Source organism: Lewinella sp. W8, from assembly GCF_004375085.3.
Taxonomy (GTDB): Bacteria; Bacteroidota; Bacteroidia; order Chitinophagales; family Saprospiraceae; genus Neolewinella.
Map to the genome: position 1 here is coordinate 150,993 of NZ_SNAQ03000006.1, position 18,355 is coordinate 169,347.

The window sequence follows — 18,355 nt, forward strand, 5'->3', positions numbered from 1 at the left end:
CCTTTATGGTACGTGCTTTAGTCATACTATCTCTTTTTCTGTTTCCCCTGGTTTTGTCCGGACAGTCCGACGGCTGTACCGGCGCCACCTTTACGCAATTTTTGCGGGATGAGGGCGGCAGTCCCGTCCGGGCAACCTGCGTGCTACCCTATCCGGGCGGCACCAATGACCTGCTTATCGGGGGCACCGTGGAGGGCAATGTCTTTCTGAGCCGGATGGACACCCTGGGCAACCTACGTTGGCGCCGGGTGATCGAAACGGAAAGTGAGAGTACGGAACTCTCCACCCTGGCCGAACTCGTCGTTGACCCGACCGGCATGATTGCCGGCGCCGGCTCCACCTTTACCACCCCCAACGAGCAACGGGCCTACGTTTTCCGGTATGACCCGAACGCCGACCGGGTGCTCTACTTCAAGCAGCCTCCCTTTCTTTCGGAGGCTACCGGCCTCAAACTCCTGGGCAACGAGGAGTACCTGATTTCCGGCAGCCGGATCGGGCAAGCCTCCCCGGTATTCATCAGTGGCTATCTACAGAAGATTCGGCGAATGGACGGCAGCATCAGTGAAGAGGGGGATTTTTACGATTTCCGGGGCGATGAGGCCATCCTGGATCTGATCCCCGCCGAAGCCGGCGGCTTCTACGCCGTGGGTAACGTTTCTGCTACCGGAGGTCCGCGGGACATCCGGGCGAGTGTCCTGAAACTCACCGAAGACGGCAACCCGATATTTGGGCGCACCGGGCCGATTGCCGGTCAGGCCAGCGGACGGCTCTACGCCTTCGATGTGGAACGGGTGGGCAACCGGATCTACGTGGTTCACTGGGGAAACATCGGTGACATCACCGGGGCCCTGAACACCAACATTATGCTGTCCTGCTTCCTCACGGACGGCTCCCACGAATGGACGCGCCGCTACGATATCGAAGATTTCGACGGAGAGAGTGCCATTGAACTGGTGCCCCACGCCGGCGGACTACTGGCCTACGGCTTCAACCTGATCGGCGAACGGGATCCCTTTCTCCTGCAGCTGAACCTCCAGGGGCAGGTCCAGTGGGCCCGCACCTACAATTTTCCGGGCAACGCTACGATCTACCTCCGGGCTAACCAGCAGTTGCACGCCTCCGCGGGTGGGATCACGGCCCTGGCCTCCTACACCTATCCGGGGAGGCCGAAGGAAGGATTGATCATGCGCCTCGACCCGCTTGGCCAATCCGATAACCAGTGCATGAACATTCAGGATCTGGAGGTCACAGTAACGGTGATGACCACGAACTGGGAAAGGGCAGACCTCGAGCATCGGGAAGCCGCCATCGCCTGGTCACTGGACCGGCCCCGCAGCTCCATTCCCTCGCTGCTGGCAGCCTTTGATGAGTGTGACAATCCCTGCGAGGATTGTAACAGCCGGAGTTTCGTGCGCCGCCCCATCTGCCGGGGTGATTCCGTGCTGGTGGGCGGTCAGTATCGGAGTACCGTCGGGGTATACGCCGATACGATCCCCGGTACGGGGATGGACTGCGATTCCATTGTCCAGACCGAGGTGGCGATTTCTGACGGGCCGACGGCGACCTACTCGGCCTTCCGTCCCTGCGGCCTGGCCACCGCCCGCGTGGCCGTCAATCCCGTAGGCGGAGAATTCCCCTACAGCTATAGCTGGTCGGTACCCGGCCTGACCGGTGCCCAGGTGGACCTGGCCGCCGGGTCCTATCGGGTGACCGTTAACGATGCCCTGGGGTGTTTCCCCTTCGTGCTGGACGTTACCGTGGAGAACCCACCGCCGGGTGCCCTGGGTTACCGGATTGAGCCGCCGTCCTGCGCTGGTGCCCGAGACGGCGCGATCATTCTGGAGCCTACCGGAGTTGGCAGTATCCGCTTGCTCCCTACCGCCAGTTATGAGCCCGACGAATTGACCGGACTCCCGGCCGGGGACTACATGATCATCCTCCGGGACTCGACCGGATGTGAAGCCTTCCGGCAAGTAGTCGTGCCCCTGGCACCGTCTGCTTCGGTGACCATTGCGGCCGACCGCTTCGTCCGACTCGGCGACCCGCTGGAGGTCCGGGCGGAGATTATCGGGGACGTTCCGCTGACGACCTTCCGCTGGTCGACCAGTGGGCAGGACAGTATGCAGTGCAACGACTGTCCCGCCACGATGCTTACGCTGAACACCGACGCCTGGGTGTACCTGGCAGCCAGTTCCACCGCCGGTTGCGTGGCCACCGACAGCCTCCGCGTCCAGGTAGACGACGCTCAGCCGAGAGTCTACTTGCCAACTGCCTTCAGCCCCAATGGCGACGGCATCAACGACCGCCTTCGGGCGGGCCTGGGCAACGAGATTGCCCGCATTGACCGCTGGGAAGTGTTCGATCGTTGGGGTGCGCTGCGGTGGGCGTACGGCGCAGCGGACGACAGCTGGGACGGTGGAACGGCCAGCGCCGGACATTACGTTTATCAGTTTGAAGCTACCCTAATCAATGGCCGGAAGATCACCCGCAGCGGCAGCGTGATGCTATTGCGATAGGACCAAAGGAAGAGTGGTACCAGGGAGAGCATAGCCGGGTGAGCAAAATGCTTAGGGCACGGCGTGCAGGTGCATGGCTTTTCGGATAATGGCCGGGCACCTGCGGTCACGCCACCTGATAATTCCCCGCTACGGTATAGTAACCGCACCATCGGGGATAAAATAAAACCGGGTGGCTTCCTAAAGGGAAACCACCCGGCCTTTTGCTTACTACCTGATGCCACCCGAAGGTCTTACCCCATCGGGCAGCAAAAGTAGTAGTAGGTTACTGTTTAATCAGTCGGGCAATGCGCCGTCCCGCAGTGGTCGTTACGCTCAGCAGGTAAGTTCCCTGGGGGAATTGTTGGGCGTTGATCTCGAACTGATTCGTTCCGGGTTTGGCGGCCATGAGCAGCTTGCCGGAGAGGTCGAACAGGTTCACGACCTCAATGCGTGATTCGGGAGAATTGATCTGCCACTGGCTGCTGGTGGGGTTCGGGAACACCTGGACGTCTTCAGCCGTCAGGTTACGAACCGAAGTCGTAGAATCAGCTAAGACGATATCGTCGAAGAACAGGGTGAAGTCCGCGGAGCCGTCACCGGCCGTGCCTAGGTCGAGGATGAGCGTAACCACGTTGTAGGAGCCACCCGTGAAGGCGCTCACGTCGAAGGTGAGCTCTTCCCACTCGTTGGCTACGGTAGTCGCGACCTCAACCTCGTCGTTGGCGGAAGGATCGAGTTTGAACAGGACGCGGGCACCGACGCGATTGGACCAGACCTTCATCTTGACGAGGTCATTATCGCCGAACTCGATGGGGCCGTCCAGGGGGATGGAGACTCCCGCAAATTCGGCGCCGGCTCCTTTAATGTACTGGCCTACGTTCGCACTGGTGTTGATGCCCGATGGGTCGGGGTTGGCAATCACGCTTCCCTCACCCCCTTCGAAACCGTTGATGGCGTACATCAGCTCAGAATCTTCGAAGGTAATGGGCAATTGTACGCCCTCTTCCGCTTCAATGGTCGTCAGCTCGATATCGTCGAAGAACAGGGTGAAGTCCGCCGAGCCGTCACCGGCCGTGCCCAGGTCGAGGATGAGCGTAACCACGTTGTAGGAGCCGCCCGTGAAGGCGCTAACGTCGAAGGTGAGTTCTTCCCATTCGCTGGCCACGGTAGTCGCTACCTCGACCTCGTCGTTGGCGGAAGGATCGAGCTTGAACAGGACCCGGGCACCGACGCGATTGGACCAAACCTTCATTTTAATGGCGTTGTTTTCGCCAAAATCGATGGGGCCATCCAGGGGAATGGAGACTCCAGCAAATTCGGCGCCGGCTCCTTTGACGTACTGGCCTACGTTCGCACTGGTGTTGATGCCCGATGGGTCGGGGTTGGCAATTACGCTTCCTTCCCCCCCTTCGAAACCATTGATGGCGTACGTTACTTCGGAATCTTCGAAGGTAATGGGTAACTGTACGCCCTCTTCCGTAGTAATGGTCGTCAGTTCGATATCGTCGAAGAACAGGGTGAAGTCGGCAGAGCCGTCACCGGCCGTGCCCAGATCGAGGATGAGCGTAACCACGTCGTAGGAACCACCCGTAAAGGCGCTTACGTCGAAGGTGAGTTCTTCCCACTCACTGGCCACGGTAGTCGCTACCTCGACCTCGTCGTTGGCGGAAGGATCGAGCTTAAACAGGACCCGCGCACCGACGCGATTAGACCAAACCTTCATTTTGATGGCGTTGTTTTCGCCAAAGTCAATGGGGCCGGCCAGGGGAATGGAAACTCCCGCGAAGACGGCACCAGTTCCCTTAATGTACTGGCCAACGGTTGCACTGGTGTTAATGCCCGATGGGTCGGGGTTGGCAATCACGCTTCCCTCGCCTCCTTCGAAGCCGTTGATGGCGTAGGTTACCTCAGAATCTTCGAAGGTAATGGGCAACTCTACACCTCCTTCCGTGGAGAGGGTCGTAAGCTCGATATCGTCGAAAAACAGCGTGAAATCCGCGGAGCCGTCACCGGCCGTACCCAGGTCGAGGATGAGCGTAACCACGTCGTAGGAACCACCCGTAAAGGCGCTTACGTCGAAGGTGAGTTCTTCCCACTCACTGGCCACGGTAGTCGCTACCTCGACCTCGTCGTTGGCGGAAGGATCGAGCTTAAACAGGACCCGCGCACCGACGCGATTAGACCAAACCTTCATTTTGATGGCGTTGTTTTCGCCAAAGTCAATGGGGCCGGCCAGGGGAATGGAAACTCCCGCGAAGACGGCACCAGTTCCCTTAATGTACTGGCCAACGGTTGCACTGGTGTTAATGCCCGATGGGTCGGGGTTGGCAATCACGCTTCCCTCGCCTCCTTCGAAGCCGTTGATGGCGTAGGTTACCTCAGAATCTTCGAAGGTAATGGGCAACTCTACACCTCCTTCCGTGGAGAGGGTCGTAAGCTCGATATCGTCGAAAAACAGCGTGAAATCCGCGGAGCCGTCACCGGCCGTACCCAGGTCGAGGATGAGCGTAATGGCGTTGTAGTTACCGCCGGTAAAGGCGCTTACGTCGAAGGTGAGTTCTTCCCACTCACTGGCCACGGTAGTCGCCACTTCGACCTGATCGCCTCCGGAAGGCTCCAGCTTAAACAGGACGCGCGCACCGACGCGATTAGACCAGACCTTCATCTTGACGGCGTTATTTTCGCCGAAGTCAATAACGCCAGCCAGCGGGATCGTAATTCCGGCGAAGTCGGCGCCGGCTCCTTTGACGTACTGACCGACATTGGCGCTGGTATTGATGCCCGATGGGTCGGGGTTGGCAATCACGCTTCCCTCACCTCCTTCGAAGCCGTTGAAAGTGTAGTTCACTTCCGAGTCTTCAAAAGTGATGGGCAACTGTACGCCCCCTTCTGTGGAAAGAGTGGTCAGTTCGATATCGTCGAAGAACAGGGTGAAGTCTGCCGAGCCGTCACCGGCCGTACCCAGATCGAGGATGAGCGTGATGGCGTTGTAGTTGCCATTGGCATAGAGGCTCAAGTCAAAGGTGAGTTCTTCCCATTCGTTAGCTACGGTAGTGGCCACTTCGACCTGATCGCCTCCGGAAGGCTCCAGCTTAAACAGGACGCGCGCACCGACGCGATTAGACCAGACTTTCATCTTCATGGCATTATTCTCACCAAAGTCAATAACGCCAGCCAGCGGAATCGTAATTCCGGCGAAATCGGCACCGGCTCCCTTGACGTATTGTCCTACGTTGGCGCTGGTATTGATGCCCGATGGGTCGGGATTGGCAATCACGCTTCCCTCACCTCCTTCAAAGCCGTTGAAGGTGTAGTTCACTTCCGAGTCTTCGAAAGTGATGGGCAACTGTACGCCGCCTTCCGTAGAAAGGGTCGTCAGTTCAATATCGTCGAAGAACAGGGTGAAGTCTGCGGAGCCGTCACCGGCCGTGCCCAGATCGAGGATGAGGGTAATGGTGTTGTAGGAGCCGCCCGTGAATAGACCTAAGTCGAAGGTGAGTTCTTCCCACTCGCTGGCTACGGTGGTCGCCACTTCCACCTGATCACCACCTGATGGGTCAAGCTTGAACAGGACGCGGGCACCAACACGATTGGACCAGACCTTCATCTTGATGGCGTTGTTTTCCCCGAAGTCGATGTTTCCGTCCAGGGGAATGGAGACTCCGGCGAAGTCGGCGCCGGCTCCTTTGACGTACTGACCGACGTTGGCGCTGGTATTGATGCCCGACGGGTCGGGGTTGGCGATCACGCTTCCCTCACCCCCTTCGAAGCCGTTGATGGCGTACGTCACCTCGGAGTCTTCGAAGTCAATTGGCAGGGTTACCTGCCCAAAACCGGTGTAAGAAATGCTGCAGAATAAGAGTACAGCAAGGTAAAATTTGTGCATGTTTTTAAGCTTTAAGCCCAGGAAAGTGCCAGAATGGCGTGGGTATGAAGAAATAGTTTATCGATGCAATCCGGAAGAGGTGGAATCCAAAGGTTTGGTTGTCCACTACACTCTCCCGGCTCTCTAAAACTCTAAAAGGACAAAACGTCCGGTATGTTCACCCCTCAGGATGCACCGACAAATCTAGCTACCAAAAGTCCATAAATAGGCACACAAACTGTATACTCTCGTTATACAGCACTTGACAAAGCCTATACAATTCCTACCAACAATTAATCAACGACGGCGGCCACCGCAAAACATCATCCTGACCGGGGCCAACTCCACAAAATAAACGACAACAATCAACCGGTCGAAGTTGACTCATAACGGAGACGTTCCAAACGGCTAACGAACATTTGGGACGCGGTTTACGTGACAATGACGAGCGACCAATAAAAATGGCGCTGCATTCGTAAACCAAAAACACCCAATAAAATGAAAATTCGAATCTTAAGTATCCTTGCCCTATTTGGACTGGCTCTCAGTAGCTGTGACGTTGATCAAACCCGGGAAGCTGAGCTTCCGGAAGTGTCCGTTGACGTAGACACGGAAGCTGGCCAGATGCCCGCCTTCGACGTAGACTGGGCGGACGTTGACGTAACCACCACCACCAAAATGGTGGAAGTGCCCAAAGTACGGGTCGTCATGGAAGAAGAAGCCATTGAAGTGCCCGTAATTGACGTACAGTGGCCCGATGAATATGGTGATGCCGAAGAACGCACCCTCGTGGTAGAGGCCGACGTTGACCAGGAGGCTGACCTCAACATTGAGGAAGTCTATACCACCGGCGACCGTATTATCGTGCTGGCCGGACTGGAGAAAGACGGTGAAATGCTCGACGGAGAAACCATGCGCGTATCCGATCAGGTAGTCGTTAATGCTCCCGACGTAGACGTTCGCTACTACATTGTGGGTGACCGTCCCGAAGGAATGTACAACAGCCGTTACAAGTATATCTCTGACCGTTCCGCGGTAGAATCCATGCTGAAGAATGGTAAGGTAATTTACTCGGTTGCCAAGTAATCGACCGGATCATACCCTAAATAATCAAGGCCCGATGCAGGTTTGCATCGGGCCTTTCTTTATGCCTACTCAATGGTCGCCGAAACCATAACCGGAACGATATCTTTTGGGCCACCGCCCGTAAACTTGAATTGCTGGCGGTTGATGGAGGCTTTGGCCTCGAGCTGGTAGGGCCCTTCTCCCGTCAGAGAAAACTCAATGGGAATGCTTCGGGTTACGCCCTTGATGGACACCTTGCCGTTGGCGGTATAGGTACCCGCTTCCTCCGCAGCTTCGGCGCCGTCAATGATGATGGTGGCCGTATTGAATTTCTTGCTGTGGAAGTAATCCTTCTTCTTATGCAAGGACTTTTCCAGGTCTTTCCAGTCGCAGGTGATGGAAGTCATGTCCAGCACGGCAATGGCTTTGATGTTGGTGGGATTTTCCAGGCCGGAAATTTCGTCAAACTTCCAGGTGTTCACGGTAAAGACCTGATCACTCCCGGCGTTGCCGACGAAGGTAATAGAACCAGGAGCCGTTGCCGGGAAGATGATGGTGGGACTCGTCGTCCAAACCAGGCTGAGGGTAATGGCCAGAGCAACAAAGAGGGGGAAAACAAAACGTGACATAAGGGTTAAATTTGTGGGTTATTGATTGTTTTAGTGGATGATCATTTCGTGCTCACCGAGTGGCCGTAAAGGCCGCGGAGAACTCCAGGCGACGACGGATATCATCGGGACCGTCGGGGCCATCGTGCTTGAATATTTTGCGGAAATCGACGTAAAAATCGGCGGTGGTCAATAGCTCTCCCCGGTCATTGAGGATGAAGCTGGCGTCCAGCAGGACGTCGTGGCGTTTGCCCCGCAGGCTTAGCACTGCGGGTATCTGGAAGGTCTGCCGCTCCCCTACCCGCCAGGCCTCCGGCACGGGTACCGGCGCGAAGGTCAGTGCCGCAGTGGGGTGTTTCTTTTGTTTCAGCAGGTCGTCCAGAACGTAGTAATCCAGGGCTTCGTTACCCGTTTTGATTTCGCTAACGGGCAACGCAAAATTCCCGGCAATCGAACGGCCACCATCACCGAGGAGGAACGCCCCCCGCAGTTCGTTGACGGACCCGGAATAGCGGTCCAGGGGGGCAGGAAAGCCGAAGAACAAACCGGGCTGATCGCCCGGAACCAGATTTACTTCGTAGCGTTCCGCGAGGGTCATCGCGGGGTGGTAGGTCGTGGTTCCCTGGGCGGCGATCACCGCCTTCGAAAGTTCCCAGCCAAGTTCCCCCCAGGAAATAACCGGGGTGCTCAGCGGGAGTGGGCGGCCTACCAGTCCCCGATCAACGGCCAGCAGTTGGGCAATTTCGGACTTGATGCTACCCGCCAATTCGCTTGCCCCGGTTCCGTCGGGACGCATCGTCAACGGAGAACCAAAATTGGTGGACACCGGCGTATGGCAGTTGAACTGGGAAAAGAGTGCGAAGGTGATCTGGTAGTCCCCCTCCTCCCGGCGGTAGCTGTGCAGGTCAAGGTAGAGCCGCCGATCAAGTGGACCTAATTCGACCGTACCAGATGCCCAGTCATCACCTTCCAGCATGGATTCAGAAATGGCCGCCAGCATGGCTTCCGGTAACTGATCGGGAGCACCGTTACCCGTTGGCACGGTTACCTTCAGCGGGATCGAGAGCTTCTGGCGCCCCCGACGCATCAGCCATCCCGTCCGGGTATCCCCTACTGATTTTTTGGGGCTTACCCGGCTTGACTGAATAAACTGGATAATTCCTTCGACCGCGTTGTGACTCCCGCTGTAGATCGCCCGACCGCGATCATTTTGCAGGAGGTAGGCGGGGGTGGCCGTAATTCCTTCCGGCAAGCCCGTGGTGGCCATAATCCGCTCCGTCCGAATCCCCCGGGTAAAGGCGAAGTGTTCAATTTTCGCCACCGTAGGATCCGTAAGGTCCGCTTCCTGAAGTACGATACCCAAGCGGTCGTTAGATCGCCATTGCTTGGCCAGTAATCCACCCTGCCAGACTACGGGGCCGCCAAGACGCCAGTTGAGGTTACGGTTTACGGCCGCCACGCAGATCCAGTCTTCCGCAGGGTGTGCCTGCATTTGGAAGTAAAACCCCTTCGCGTTGCCTCCCCAGTAAGGAAGGCCTTCGTCATTGAGGTGGAAGATGAGGCTGCGGAACCCGTGGCCGCGCTCCATGGCCCTGCGCGCGGTAGCGGGGGATAGGATACCCCCGGAGGCTCCGTTGGCCGCATCCAGGACGGCCCGTACCAGGCGCACGTAATCCGTGGGGGTAGTCCATAATCCCGTGAAGCCCTGCTCGGGATAGCGGCGGTACCCGTCCGGCCACGCCGCCCCGTTATCCCGATGTCCGCTGGCCACGCCGCGAAGCTGGAGGTCACTCAGTTCCGTGGCGTAGAAAGAGTTGTTCAAGCCGAGGGGCGCGAACACTTCCTGGTCCATGATTGCCGCCAGTGGCTCTCCGTAGTGATCTTCCAGGACCATCTGAAGCACCAACCAGCCGCCGTATTCTGAATCATCATCCGCCTTTCGCCAACCGGAGGGAGACAACTTTCCGACCATGGTCGGTAGATCGGGCATTTCGGCGCCTTTGGGGTAGCCATTCGGTTTGTATCCGCTGCTCAGTTTAGCCCGGAGCAACAGCACGTCGCGCAGCGAAATTTCCCGTCCACGATTGAGTGGCAGCTGCGCCCGCTTGAGGTACTGGTTTACCGGAGCGTCCAAGTCTAAGACTCCGCGATCCACCAACTGCATGATGCCGATGGCGACCGGAGCGCAGGAGGCCGCGCCGGCGGGAAACTGCGTATCGGGCCCGATGCCCATTTCCCGCAGCTGGGCCACGAAGGCCGTGTCGCCCGCTCCGTAATCGAGGGCAATGCTGACCCCGGGGGTATTACTCTCCTCCATCAACTCCAGCATGGTGAGGGTTTCGCCGTCGTGGTCGAAGCGAAAAACTTCGTAGGGAGCCTGGGCCGGGAGGGAACAGGAAATGAGGAGGAGGAAAAGATATTGAAGGGTTCGCATCTCGTTACTTTTTGGGGAGGAGAATTAGTGAATGGTGTTGATTACTGGTCGTTTGCGTTCAGGTCCTGGTAGCGCATGCCCTCGACGTCTTTGTTGAGGGTGACCCGCACCTTACCTTCGCGATCACTCTCGTTCACGAGGTGTACTTCTTCGTCACGGGAGATGTATACCGTAGCCTTACCACCAGCAGCCAGCCCAAAGCCCTGGGTCTGTTCTTTGGTGTCCTTGTCGAGCACGGCAATTCTGATTTGTTGCTTCCCCCGGTTGTTAAGGTCCGCGCGGTAGTTTTTGTCGGCGAATTCTCCGAGGATGAATTCCTGGCGGGCGGGAATGGATACTCCAGCTACGTTACTGGCGCAGGAAGTAAGGCAGATCAGCGCAATAGAAATGATGAATAAGGATCGCATGGTACTTTGTTTTTGTTGATCACAAAGCACCGGCAATCGGCCCCTCCGGGCGCGTCAAATTAGGATTTGGGACGTCCCAGATTATGTTTTGGGACGCAAATCAGGGTTTATGGACTCCTAACAACACTTTTTCAGACCCACAACTATTGCCGGACCGCCCGCACGGCCTGACCCGGGCTAAGCCCCGTTTGCTTCTTAAAGGCACGGTTGAAGGTGGATTTGGAGTTGAACCCACAATCCAAAGCGATACTCAGCAGGGTATGACGCTCATGGTCACCAGCCTCAATGCGACGCAGGAAGGCCTCGCAACGGCGGGCGTTGATGAAGTCGTTGAAATTCACTCCGTGTACGCTGTTGATGACTTTGCTCAGGATGGAGCTGTTGGTGCCCAGTTCATCGGCCAGGTCACCCAACTTTAGGTCGGGATTGAGGTAATCCTCGTGCTCCTCCAGTCGGCGGTCGAGCTTTGTTGCCCAGGCGGAGAGGTCTACCTCTGAATCCGGACTAACCGACTTACCGGTGCCGGAAAGAGCCACCTCCGCGGCCTCGGGTTCTTCCTCCTGATCGGGCCGGAACCTCAGGGCCCGGGTCAGTTGCGGCGTCAGGGAGAAAAACTGAATGGCCGCAAAATAGACCAGCAACGACATGGAAAAATAACTGTCCCAACTGTCCACGTAGCTCCTGCTGGTAAACACATTGACGATCTCAAATAATACCGTAGCGGTTACTCCAAGCAGCAGCAAATACAGCGTGATGCGCAAACTCCGAAAGCTCAGCTGACTGGCGTTACTGAATTCCCGGTCAATGTAGGCCCGATACCGCCGATACTCCCGTAAGGTACGCAGAAGATAGACCACCAGGTGAACGCAGCTCAGGGCAAAGATGAGGTAGAAAATGGTACTGTCACCGTTATTATCCCATTCGGCAGCCGGCCCCCGGGTATTGTAAAAATAGGCGAAGGGCTCGCCCAGCATCAGCCGGGAATAGACAACATCGTACAGAAATATCCCTAGTGGGGTGAGCAACAGGAGACCCCAGGGTAAAAAGTGCCACCAGTACTTTTTCTCCCACCGAAAATCGGTGTTGGTCAGGGCGCGGAAGTACAGCCAGATCAGCGGCCCGAAGGCGATCAAATTCTTCCACTCCACGTAAAACATGAGGGTGGTCCGCCAGTCGTGGGAATCGTACCATCCGGCAAAGCCAAACATCCACTGCGCGCCGTACATACTGCCCAGCACCAGGATGATGGCGGCCAGATAATCGCTGATCCGTTCTTCCCGCCATCCCCGCATGAACAAGATCACGGAGAAGATGATGCCCTGCAAAAAACCGATCAGGAGGGGGGCAGAGAACTGATTGAACTCAAAAAACTGATTGACGTCTGGCACGATTCAAATTTAGCAAGATTCCCGTGACAAGACGGGGAAACGGCCGGTAAAACAGTACGGATTGAAGCCGAAGTAGCTCCGTTGCCTTCAGACCAGCAGGGCGATCACCGCAGGATGCAAGGTAGTGCTCAGTGGAGCCGCGACCTGGGAATTGTTCGGCCAGACTTTGCCCTCCGGAAGAAACACGGCACCTGCGTTCCGCCAAAGTGACCTCCCTAACGGCCCATGAACTTGCTCGTCGTTACTCCACCACCAATTGCCGGCTAAAGCGTTTTCCGTCATACGCTATCCGCACGGTGTACACCCCGGCGGGCACTTCGGGTAGCGTGTGCTCAAAGGTGGGTGCCCCGGCCGCCGCCAGGCGTAGGCGGTCATACACTACCCGACCACCGGCGTCGAATAAGGTTACCGTCACCGGACCTTCCTGCAGCAAAGCGGGAATGGCCACCGAGAAATCTCCTTTCGTAGGATTGGGAAACACCCGCGGGCCATCGGCATCCGGCGTAAAACTCACCTGCCGAATCGGAAAGATTTCTTCCGAGCCATCAAAGTCCCGCTGCCGGAGTCGGTAGTAGAGCGTACCCACCGGCGGAGTGGCATCCAGATACTCGTAAGTCTGTGCTACCTCCGTATTGCCGCGGGCGGCAACGGTCGTCAGTACCGTAAAGTTATTGCCGTCTACGCTGCGCTCGATTTGAAAGGAAGCCGCCTCCGTTTCACTGGCCGTTTCCCAGCTGAGGAGCACGTCCTTCTCCCGTGCGGTGGCCTGCCAGCGGACAAGCTCTACGGGCAGCGTGAGGGAAGACACGATCCGGTAAATTTCTCCGTTAAGGCTCGCCACGTAAAGCTCGCCGTCATCGTCTTCCCCGAAGGTGGAAACACTACTCAACGGAGCGTTATTCTGCCGCAGGAGGTTTCGGCCACTTCCTTCATCGGGCGTGATGATGAAGAAGCGGTCGGAGGCATAATCAGCACAGATGTAGTGCCCCACCAAATCACTGGCCTCGCTGCCACGGTACACAAAACCTCCGGTCAGCGACTGTCCCCCGGTGCTGCTCCGGTCATAATCAAATAGGGGGTCCTGGTATACCGAGCCGCCCACACAGTTGGGCGAGGAGCTGCCCGGACCGGTATAGGTCAGGAATCCTTCCCGGCAATCCCAGCCGTAGTTCTCTCCGCCGGCGCTACCGGCGGGCTGAAAGTCGATTTCTTCCCGGGCGACTTGCCCCACGTCGCCGATCCACAAATCACCCGTGAGGCGATCAAAGGAAATCCGCCAGGGATTGCGCAGCCCCAGTGCCCAGATTTCGTCGAGGACCGCCGAATTACCTACAAAGGGGTTATCGGCGGGGATGCCGTATTCCTCTCCCGGATCGGGATTATCCACGTCAATACGCAGCATTTTTCCGAGCAGTGACTGCGGATCCTGCCCCGTATCGTTCGGGTCACCGCCGCCGCCGCCATCTCCGGTGGGGATGTAGAGGTAGCCGTCCGGTCCGAAGGCCAGATCCCCGGCATTGTGGTTGGCGAAGGGCTGATTGATGCGCAGCAGAATCGTCTCCGAAGCGGCGCTGGCCGTGCTACCTCCCGGCACGTTGGTTTTGAAGCGCGAAATAACCGTTTGACCATTGTTCGGAACGCCCACGCCGTTGGAAACGTAGTTCACGAAAAAGAAGCCGTTGGTGGCGAACTGGGGGTGGAAGGCCAGGCCCAGCAGACCACGTTCGCCACTGTTACGGACCTGCCCCGATATGTTCAGGAAGTTGGTACCCGACAGCGTTTCACTGTTCAGATCATAAATTCTGATGATGCCATTCTTCTGGACGATGAAGAGACGATCACTTCCGTCGCCGGCTCCGGTAAGGTCCACGGGTTGAGTGACGGTAAGGTTCAGGTCGATCCACTCGAGGGTGGGTTGCGCGTGGCCCGTGGCCACGAACAGGATGGAAAGGAGAGCAATAAAAAAGCGCATAGTGTATCTGTGGGGGGCAGTTCAGGTAATGCAGCTCATTGGGTAAAGCGGCGAGTGTTTAAAGTTACTCCCAATTCTCGTAAAAATCCCCCAATACCGTGGCGGCGGGCTTTCCGCCGGGGGTAAATCCACGATCTGTCGTCCTGCCGCGCCGCCGATGGCCCAGGTAGCTGGGCCACTTCCAGACGAACATCCCCCTCAGGGACTCCGTCTCAGCGGCGGCCGTGGTCAGGGCCCGGAAACACCGGGCCTGATCCTCCTCGTTGGCGGAGCGGTCTCCGGCCTCCGCGTGGGGGTTCTTCCAGGGTTGAGAAACGGAGCGGAACCCAACCTCCGTGAGCCACAGTGGGCGACCGTCCCGCTTACTGACTTTCTCGGCCATGGTCATCCACCGGCGGGCCCCCGCCAGGAGGGCTTCGTCCGTTACTTCATCGGTTTCGGCCAGGGGGTAATAGGAGTTGAGGCCGATGGCATCCAACTCCTTCCAGAAGGTGAAGCCCTCAAATTCTTCCCCCCAGTTCGCCGCGTAAGTCAACTTTCCGCCGTAAACCCGACGGACCTTCTCGATGATGGCTTTCCAGTCCTCCGGACGTTGAAGCGTAGTTTTTACCAGCTCCGTGCCCAGGCACAGCGCGTCTGCCTGCTCCCTTTCGGCCAGCAGGGCGTAATGCATGATCCAGTTTTCATAATGCTGGAAAAAGGCTCGCCAGTCTTCGTCCGTTTCGAAACCGACGTCACCGGGCCAGTGACCACCACCCAGCCAGATTTGGGGCTTAAGGAGGACAAACCACCCCTTTTCTTTGGCCTCCCGGATGGAACAGGCCGTCGCGGCGTCATTTTCCGAGCCCGCTTCCTGAACGATTGGCAATCGCACCGGCTGCGACGGATTGCGCATGAAGGTGTAGGGAACCACCGCCAGGGCATTGACGGCCAGTTCGTCAAGGCTGTCCATGGAGGCCTTTATTTTATCTCCGCCGTAACCATTGTGGACCCGGTAGCCTTCATGGGCGAAGGTCATTCCCCGCAGCGCTTCGCGCGGCATATGCTTCTGGTAAGTGGGCACCGATACATTGGGGCGGCGTTGGGGCATCGTCATGTCCAGCTCGACACCTCCGGCCACCACACTCTTCAGCCACTGAGCGCCTTCTTTACGGCCGGACTTGACGGCCTCCGTTACACTACCGGCCCGCAAATCGTAACGGGAAATTCTCTCCCGGGCAAGAATCCGGAGCTGAAGTTCCCGGATTAGGGGGGAGTCGTTTTGTCCCTGCTCCTGATAAAAGCCGGTGGAAGCCAGGGCGAGAGCTTCCCGACTTCTCCGCTCCATGCCCGGTAATTGCCCGCTGAAGTATTCCTGGAGGAGGTAAGCCAGGTACTCCTGATCGACGGAAATGTCCTCGTTCATCCAGGCCCGCCAGCTTTCCGCCGATAAGAGTAATTCTCCCGGCCGTAGGAAGCTCGGCACGAGATGCAGCACCCTTTTTTCTTCATCAAACTGAATCGGATCCATCCGGCCCCGACGTAAGCCAATTCTCTCCAAACTTGGATAAACCCTTACCTCGATATTTTTCTTCAGGGCCGCGGGCAAAAATTGCGCCGCCAGCGTTCTGGTCTTTTTGAGTCCACTGGTGATCTCTTCCAGTTCTTCCATAACGGCGGGGCCATCGTAGGCAAATACTTTGATTTCTTCTCCTTCGTAGACCGGTTCGTCGGCGGCCAACAGCCGTACTTCATCCTTGGCACTAAAGCTCCAGGAGGTGTCCGCGTAACTACCGTAGTACTGATCACCGTTCGCCCGGTGGAGTTCGTAGGCCCAGTTGGGCCAGAACATCCGATTCCATTCTCCGACAAACTCTTCGCGCAGGTCCCTAACCATTTCGTCCACGTCACCGGACAAAAAGAAGGTGGCCGTGGTGGGGTTACGTCCCGGCAACGACCAGGGATTCCGGTAGGCCGGGATGAGCAGCCAGTCCCGGGGCGCCATGGTGACGCTATCATTAAACGTCCAGCCCCGATCGCCTCGCTGCACCGGGAAAGAAACATTACGAATGTTGGGGATTCGGTTGCCAAAAACAGAAATCGGTCCCGTGCCCAGGCTATCTTCCGGGACGGAGGCACAATCCAGTACCTCGATCCGTTTGTCGAAGGGTTGCTCCCGAGCAATTTCCTGGAGTAGAGCCACCAGTTTTTCTGATTCCTGCCCCGCTTCCAGGCAGTACACAAAGCGCCAGTTAGCGGCCCGCATGGCCTGACGCTGCACCTGCCGACGTGGGGGTTCCGCAATCTTTTCGGTGGCGGGTGCCATACTACAGGAGGTAAGGCTGAATCCTTCCACCGCCCCCGTAAGCAGGGCGAGGAAAATCCATAAGTGGCGGAAAGCTTTGGAGGAAGTCCTCATGAGGTTATTCTTTTAGTGCGGTGGCGATGCGATCCGGATAGTCGGTGATGATTCCGTCGACGCCCAGTTTGATGAGTTCCCGCATCCGGTCCACTTCGTTAACGGTCCAGGGGACGACCCGCATATTCAGTTGCCGAATGGAATCCATCAAATTTGCGTTGAGGGGTTCGTGGTAGGGGCTATAAATCGGAGGAACGAAGCCCAAGCTATCCATTTTCTGCTTCAAGTTCCCCGGAAACTCATCGAGGTAAGCCAATTGAATATCAGGGTTTTTACTCCTAATCACCTCAAGCATTGGAGGGTCAAAGCATTGGAGGGTTACCAGCTCGGGTTTTCCCCAGGCGGCAACGTCTTCGAGAACCAAATCGGCAAAGGTGTTGCGATCAGGGACAAATTCGGGTTCCAGATCGGGTTCGTACTTGAGCTCAATGTTATAGCGGGGGGAGGGCCGGTCCTGCTGGATGCAGAAACGGTCTACGGCGGCAAATACGGCCGCCAGGGTGGGTTTCTCGGCGGGCCGCTGTTGTTGTTCCGGGAAGCGGGGATGCGGCAGTCGACCGCAGTCGTAGGCCGCGATTTGTTCGGCGGTCAGTTTGCGGATGCTGATCCGTTTGTCTTGCTCTTCGGGGAGTCGGTCTCCGGCGGGACTCAGGCAAATCTCCGGAGACATCCAGGGTTCGTGGCTCACGATCACGCGATCGTCGGCAGAAATCACGACGTCTAATTCCAGGGTAACTACTTCGGGGTAGCTCAGGGCACGAAGGAAAGCCGGGATGGTATTTTCGGGGAGCAGTCCCCGGGCGCCCCGGTGTCCCTGCCAGTCAAAAACTGCGTTGCTTGTCATATCAGTTACGGATTCTCTTTCCGGCTGACCGTCAGGTCCGCCGCAGCTCAGGGGGGCGAGAACGCAGGTGCACAGCAATACTGGAAAGAGCAATGATGATAGGTTCATTTGGGGTTTCACATTGGTTAGGTCGACGAGATCGTCAGTTTTGGGGTCTCAGGCGTGGTAAAGTAAGTCTTCGAGCGAGGTCAGTGCTTCGTGGCTACCCAGGCAACATAATTAAAGATAGCAGTTTCCCGCAAGACAACTTCCCGTTCAATTGTCCAACCCCGTTTTTCCAGCGCCCGCCGGTAGGCCGAAGCCGGGTGCTGCTGCGGGTGGAGAAGGTCTCCGGGCAGGGCCCGGAAGATCGGAAGTAACCACCGGTGGCGGTGGACGTCACTCGACAACAGAAGCCTCGCGCCGGGTGCCGCCAGGGCCGTCAGATGCTCCAGGCTGCGGTCCCAGTCGGACACGTGGTTGATGGCATTCAAGCAGTAAATGGCGGGAAAGGGCTCCAGGCTTTCCGGTGGTGTTTCCAGATGGCCGGTCAGGAAACGGACGCCGGGATAGTCTTGTCGGGAAAAGATGGCCAGATCCTTTTCGTAGGCGTCCAGCAGGGGGTCCATGGCCGTCATCCGTTCTTGTTCGTGCAGGGCGATGAAGATTCCGGCGGGCCCGCAGCCCGCGTCCAGGGACCGCCGCCCCGGGACGACCTCCCACTCCAGCATACGCAGAGTGTTTACCCAGTAGTCCCGCTTGTTCCGCAGGTAGGCCTGCGGGTCCTGCGCACGGAGGTAGCGGCGCCACCAGCGCCGTTCCAGGTACTGTGCCACCCGCCAGCGAGAGGTGATTTTCGGGGTCATGGGCCGAAGGTAACGGAACTTTGGTTTTTAC

General features: G+C 57.5%; 11 protein-coding genes. 2 read left to right on the plus strand and 9 right to left on the minus strand.

What is annotated here, in order from left to right; genetic code table 11:
* The first annotated feature begins 5 nt into the window (after positions 1–5).
* On the plus strand, positions 6–2,516 hold the full coding sequence (locus E1J53_RS08905) for a gliding motility-associated C-terminal domain-containing protein (protein ID WP_134272584.1): 2,511 nt from the start codon (positions 6–8) through the stop codon (positions 2,514–2,516).
* Between the two features lie 265 nt (positions 2,517–2,781).
* Here the strand turns inward: E1J53_RS08905 and E1J53_RS08910 are convergent, their stop codons facing one another.
* Positions 2,782–6,384: a T9SS type A sorting domain-containing protein gene (locus tag E1J53_RS08910; protein ID WP_134272585.1), complete on the minus strand. Its 3,603-nt coding sequence runs from the start codon at positions 6,382–6,384 to the stop codon at positions 2,782–2,784.
* 477 nt (positions 6,385–6,861) lie between these two features.
* Between E1J53_RS08910 and E1J53_RS08915 the strand changes: the two genes are divergently transcribed.
* Positions 6,862–7,449, plus strand: coding sequence for a hypothetical protein (locus E1J53_RS08915; protein WP_134272586.1), 588 nt, complete (start codon positions 6,862–6,864; stop codon positions 7,447–7,449).
* A gap of 65 nt (positions 7,450–7,514) precedes the next feature.
* Here E1J53_RS08915 and E1J53_RS08920 read toward each other — a convergent pair whose 3' ends face one another.
* The 8 genes from E1J53_RS08920 to E1J53_RS08955 all read right to left on the minus strand — a co-directional run bounded on the left by E1J53_RS08920 (position 7,515) and on the right by E1J53_RS08955 (position 18,324).
* The gene (locus tag E1J53_RS08920; RefSeq protein WP_134272587.1) at positions 7,515–8,057 is read right to left on the minus strand and encodes a YceI family protein; all 543 of its coding nucleotides are present in this window, start codon (positions 8,055–8,057) and stop codon (positions 7,515–7,517) included.
* 52 nt (positions 8,058–8,109) lie between these two features.
* Positions 8,110–10,470 (minus strand): serine hydrolase, encoded by a 2,361-nt coding sequence (locus E1J53_RS08925; RefSeq protein ID WP_134272588.1) that lies wholly within the window; start codon positions 10,468–10,470, stop codon positions 8,110–8,112.
* 41 nt (positions 10,471–10,511) lie between these two features.
* Entirely contained in the window at positions 10,512–10,877 is a 366-nt protein-coding gene (locus E1J53_RS08930) for a hypothetical protein (protein ID WP_134272589.1), read from the minus strand.
* Positions 10,878–11,020: 143 nt separating this feature from the next.
* Positions 11,021–12,265 (minus strand): AraC family transcriptional regulator, encoded by a 1,245-nt coding sequence (locus tag E1J53_RS24645; protein ID WP_134272590.1) that lies wholly within the window; start codon positions 12,263–12,265, stop codon positions 11,021–11,023.
* Positions 12,266–12,506: 241 nt separating this feature from the next.
* A complete protein-coding gene (locus E1J53_RS08940) occupies positions 12,507–14,237 on the minus strand; it encodes a PQQ-dependent sugar dehydrogenase (protein ID WP_134272591.1) in 1,731 nt (576 codons plus the stop codon).
* A gap of 64 nt (positions 14,238–14,301) precedes the next feature.
* A complete protein-coding gene (locus tag E1J53_RS08945) occupies positions 14,302–16,635 on the minus strand; it encodes a hypothetical protein (RefSeq protein ID WP_134272592.1) in 2,334 nt (777 codons plus the stop codon).
* 4 nt (positions 16,636–16,639) lie between these two features.
* Positions 16,640–17,479: a glycerophosphodiester phosphodiesterase family protein gene (locus E1J53_RS08950; RefSeq protein ID WP_173021413.1), complete on the minus strand. Its 840-nt coding sequence runs from the start codon at positions 17,477–17,479 to the stop codon at positions 16,640–16,642.
* Between the two features lie 188 nt (positions 17,480–17,667).
* Positions 17,668–18,324 carry a bifunctional 2-polyprenyl-6-hydroxyphenol methylase/3-demethylubiquinol 3-O-methyltransferase UbiG gene (locus E1J53_RS08955; protein ID WP_134272594.1) on the minus strand — a complete coding sequence of 219 codons (657 nt, stop codon included), beginning with the start codon at positions 18,322–18,324 and terminating at the stop codon, positions 17,668–17,670.
* Between the last annotated feature and the right edge of the window lie 31 nt (positions 18,325–18,355).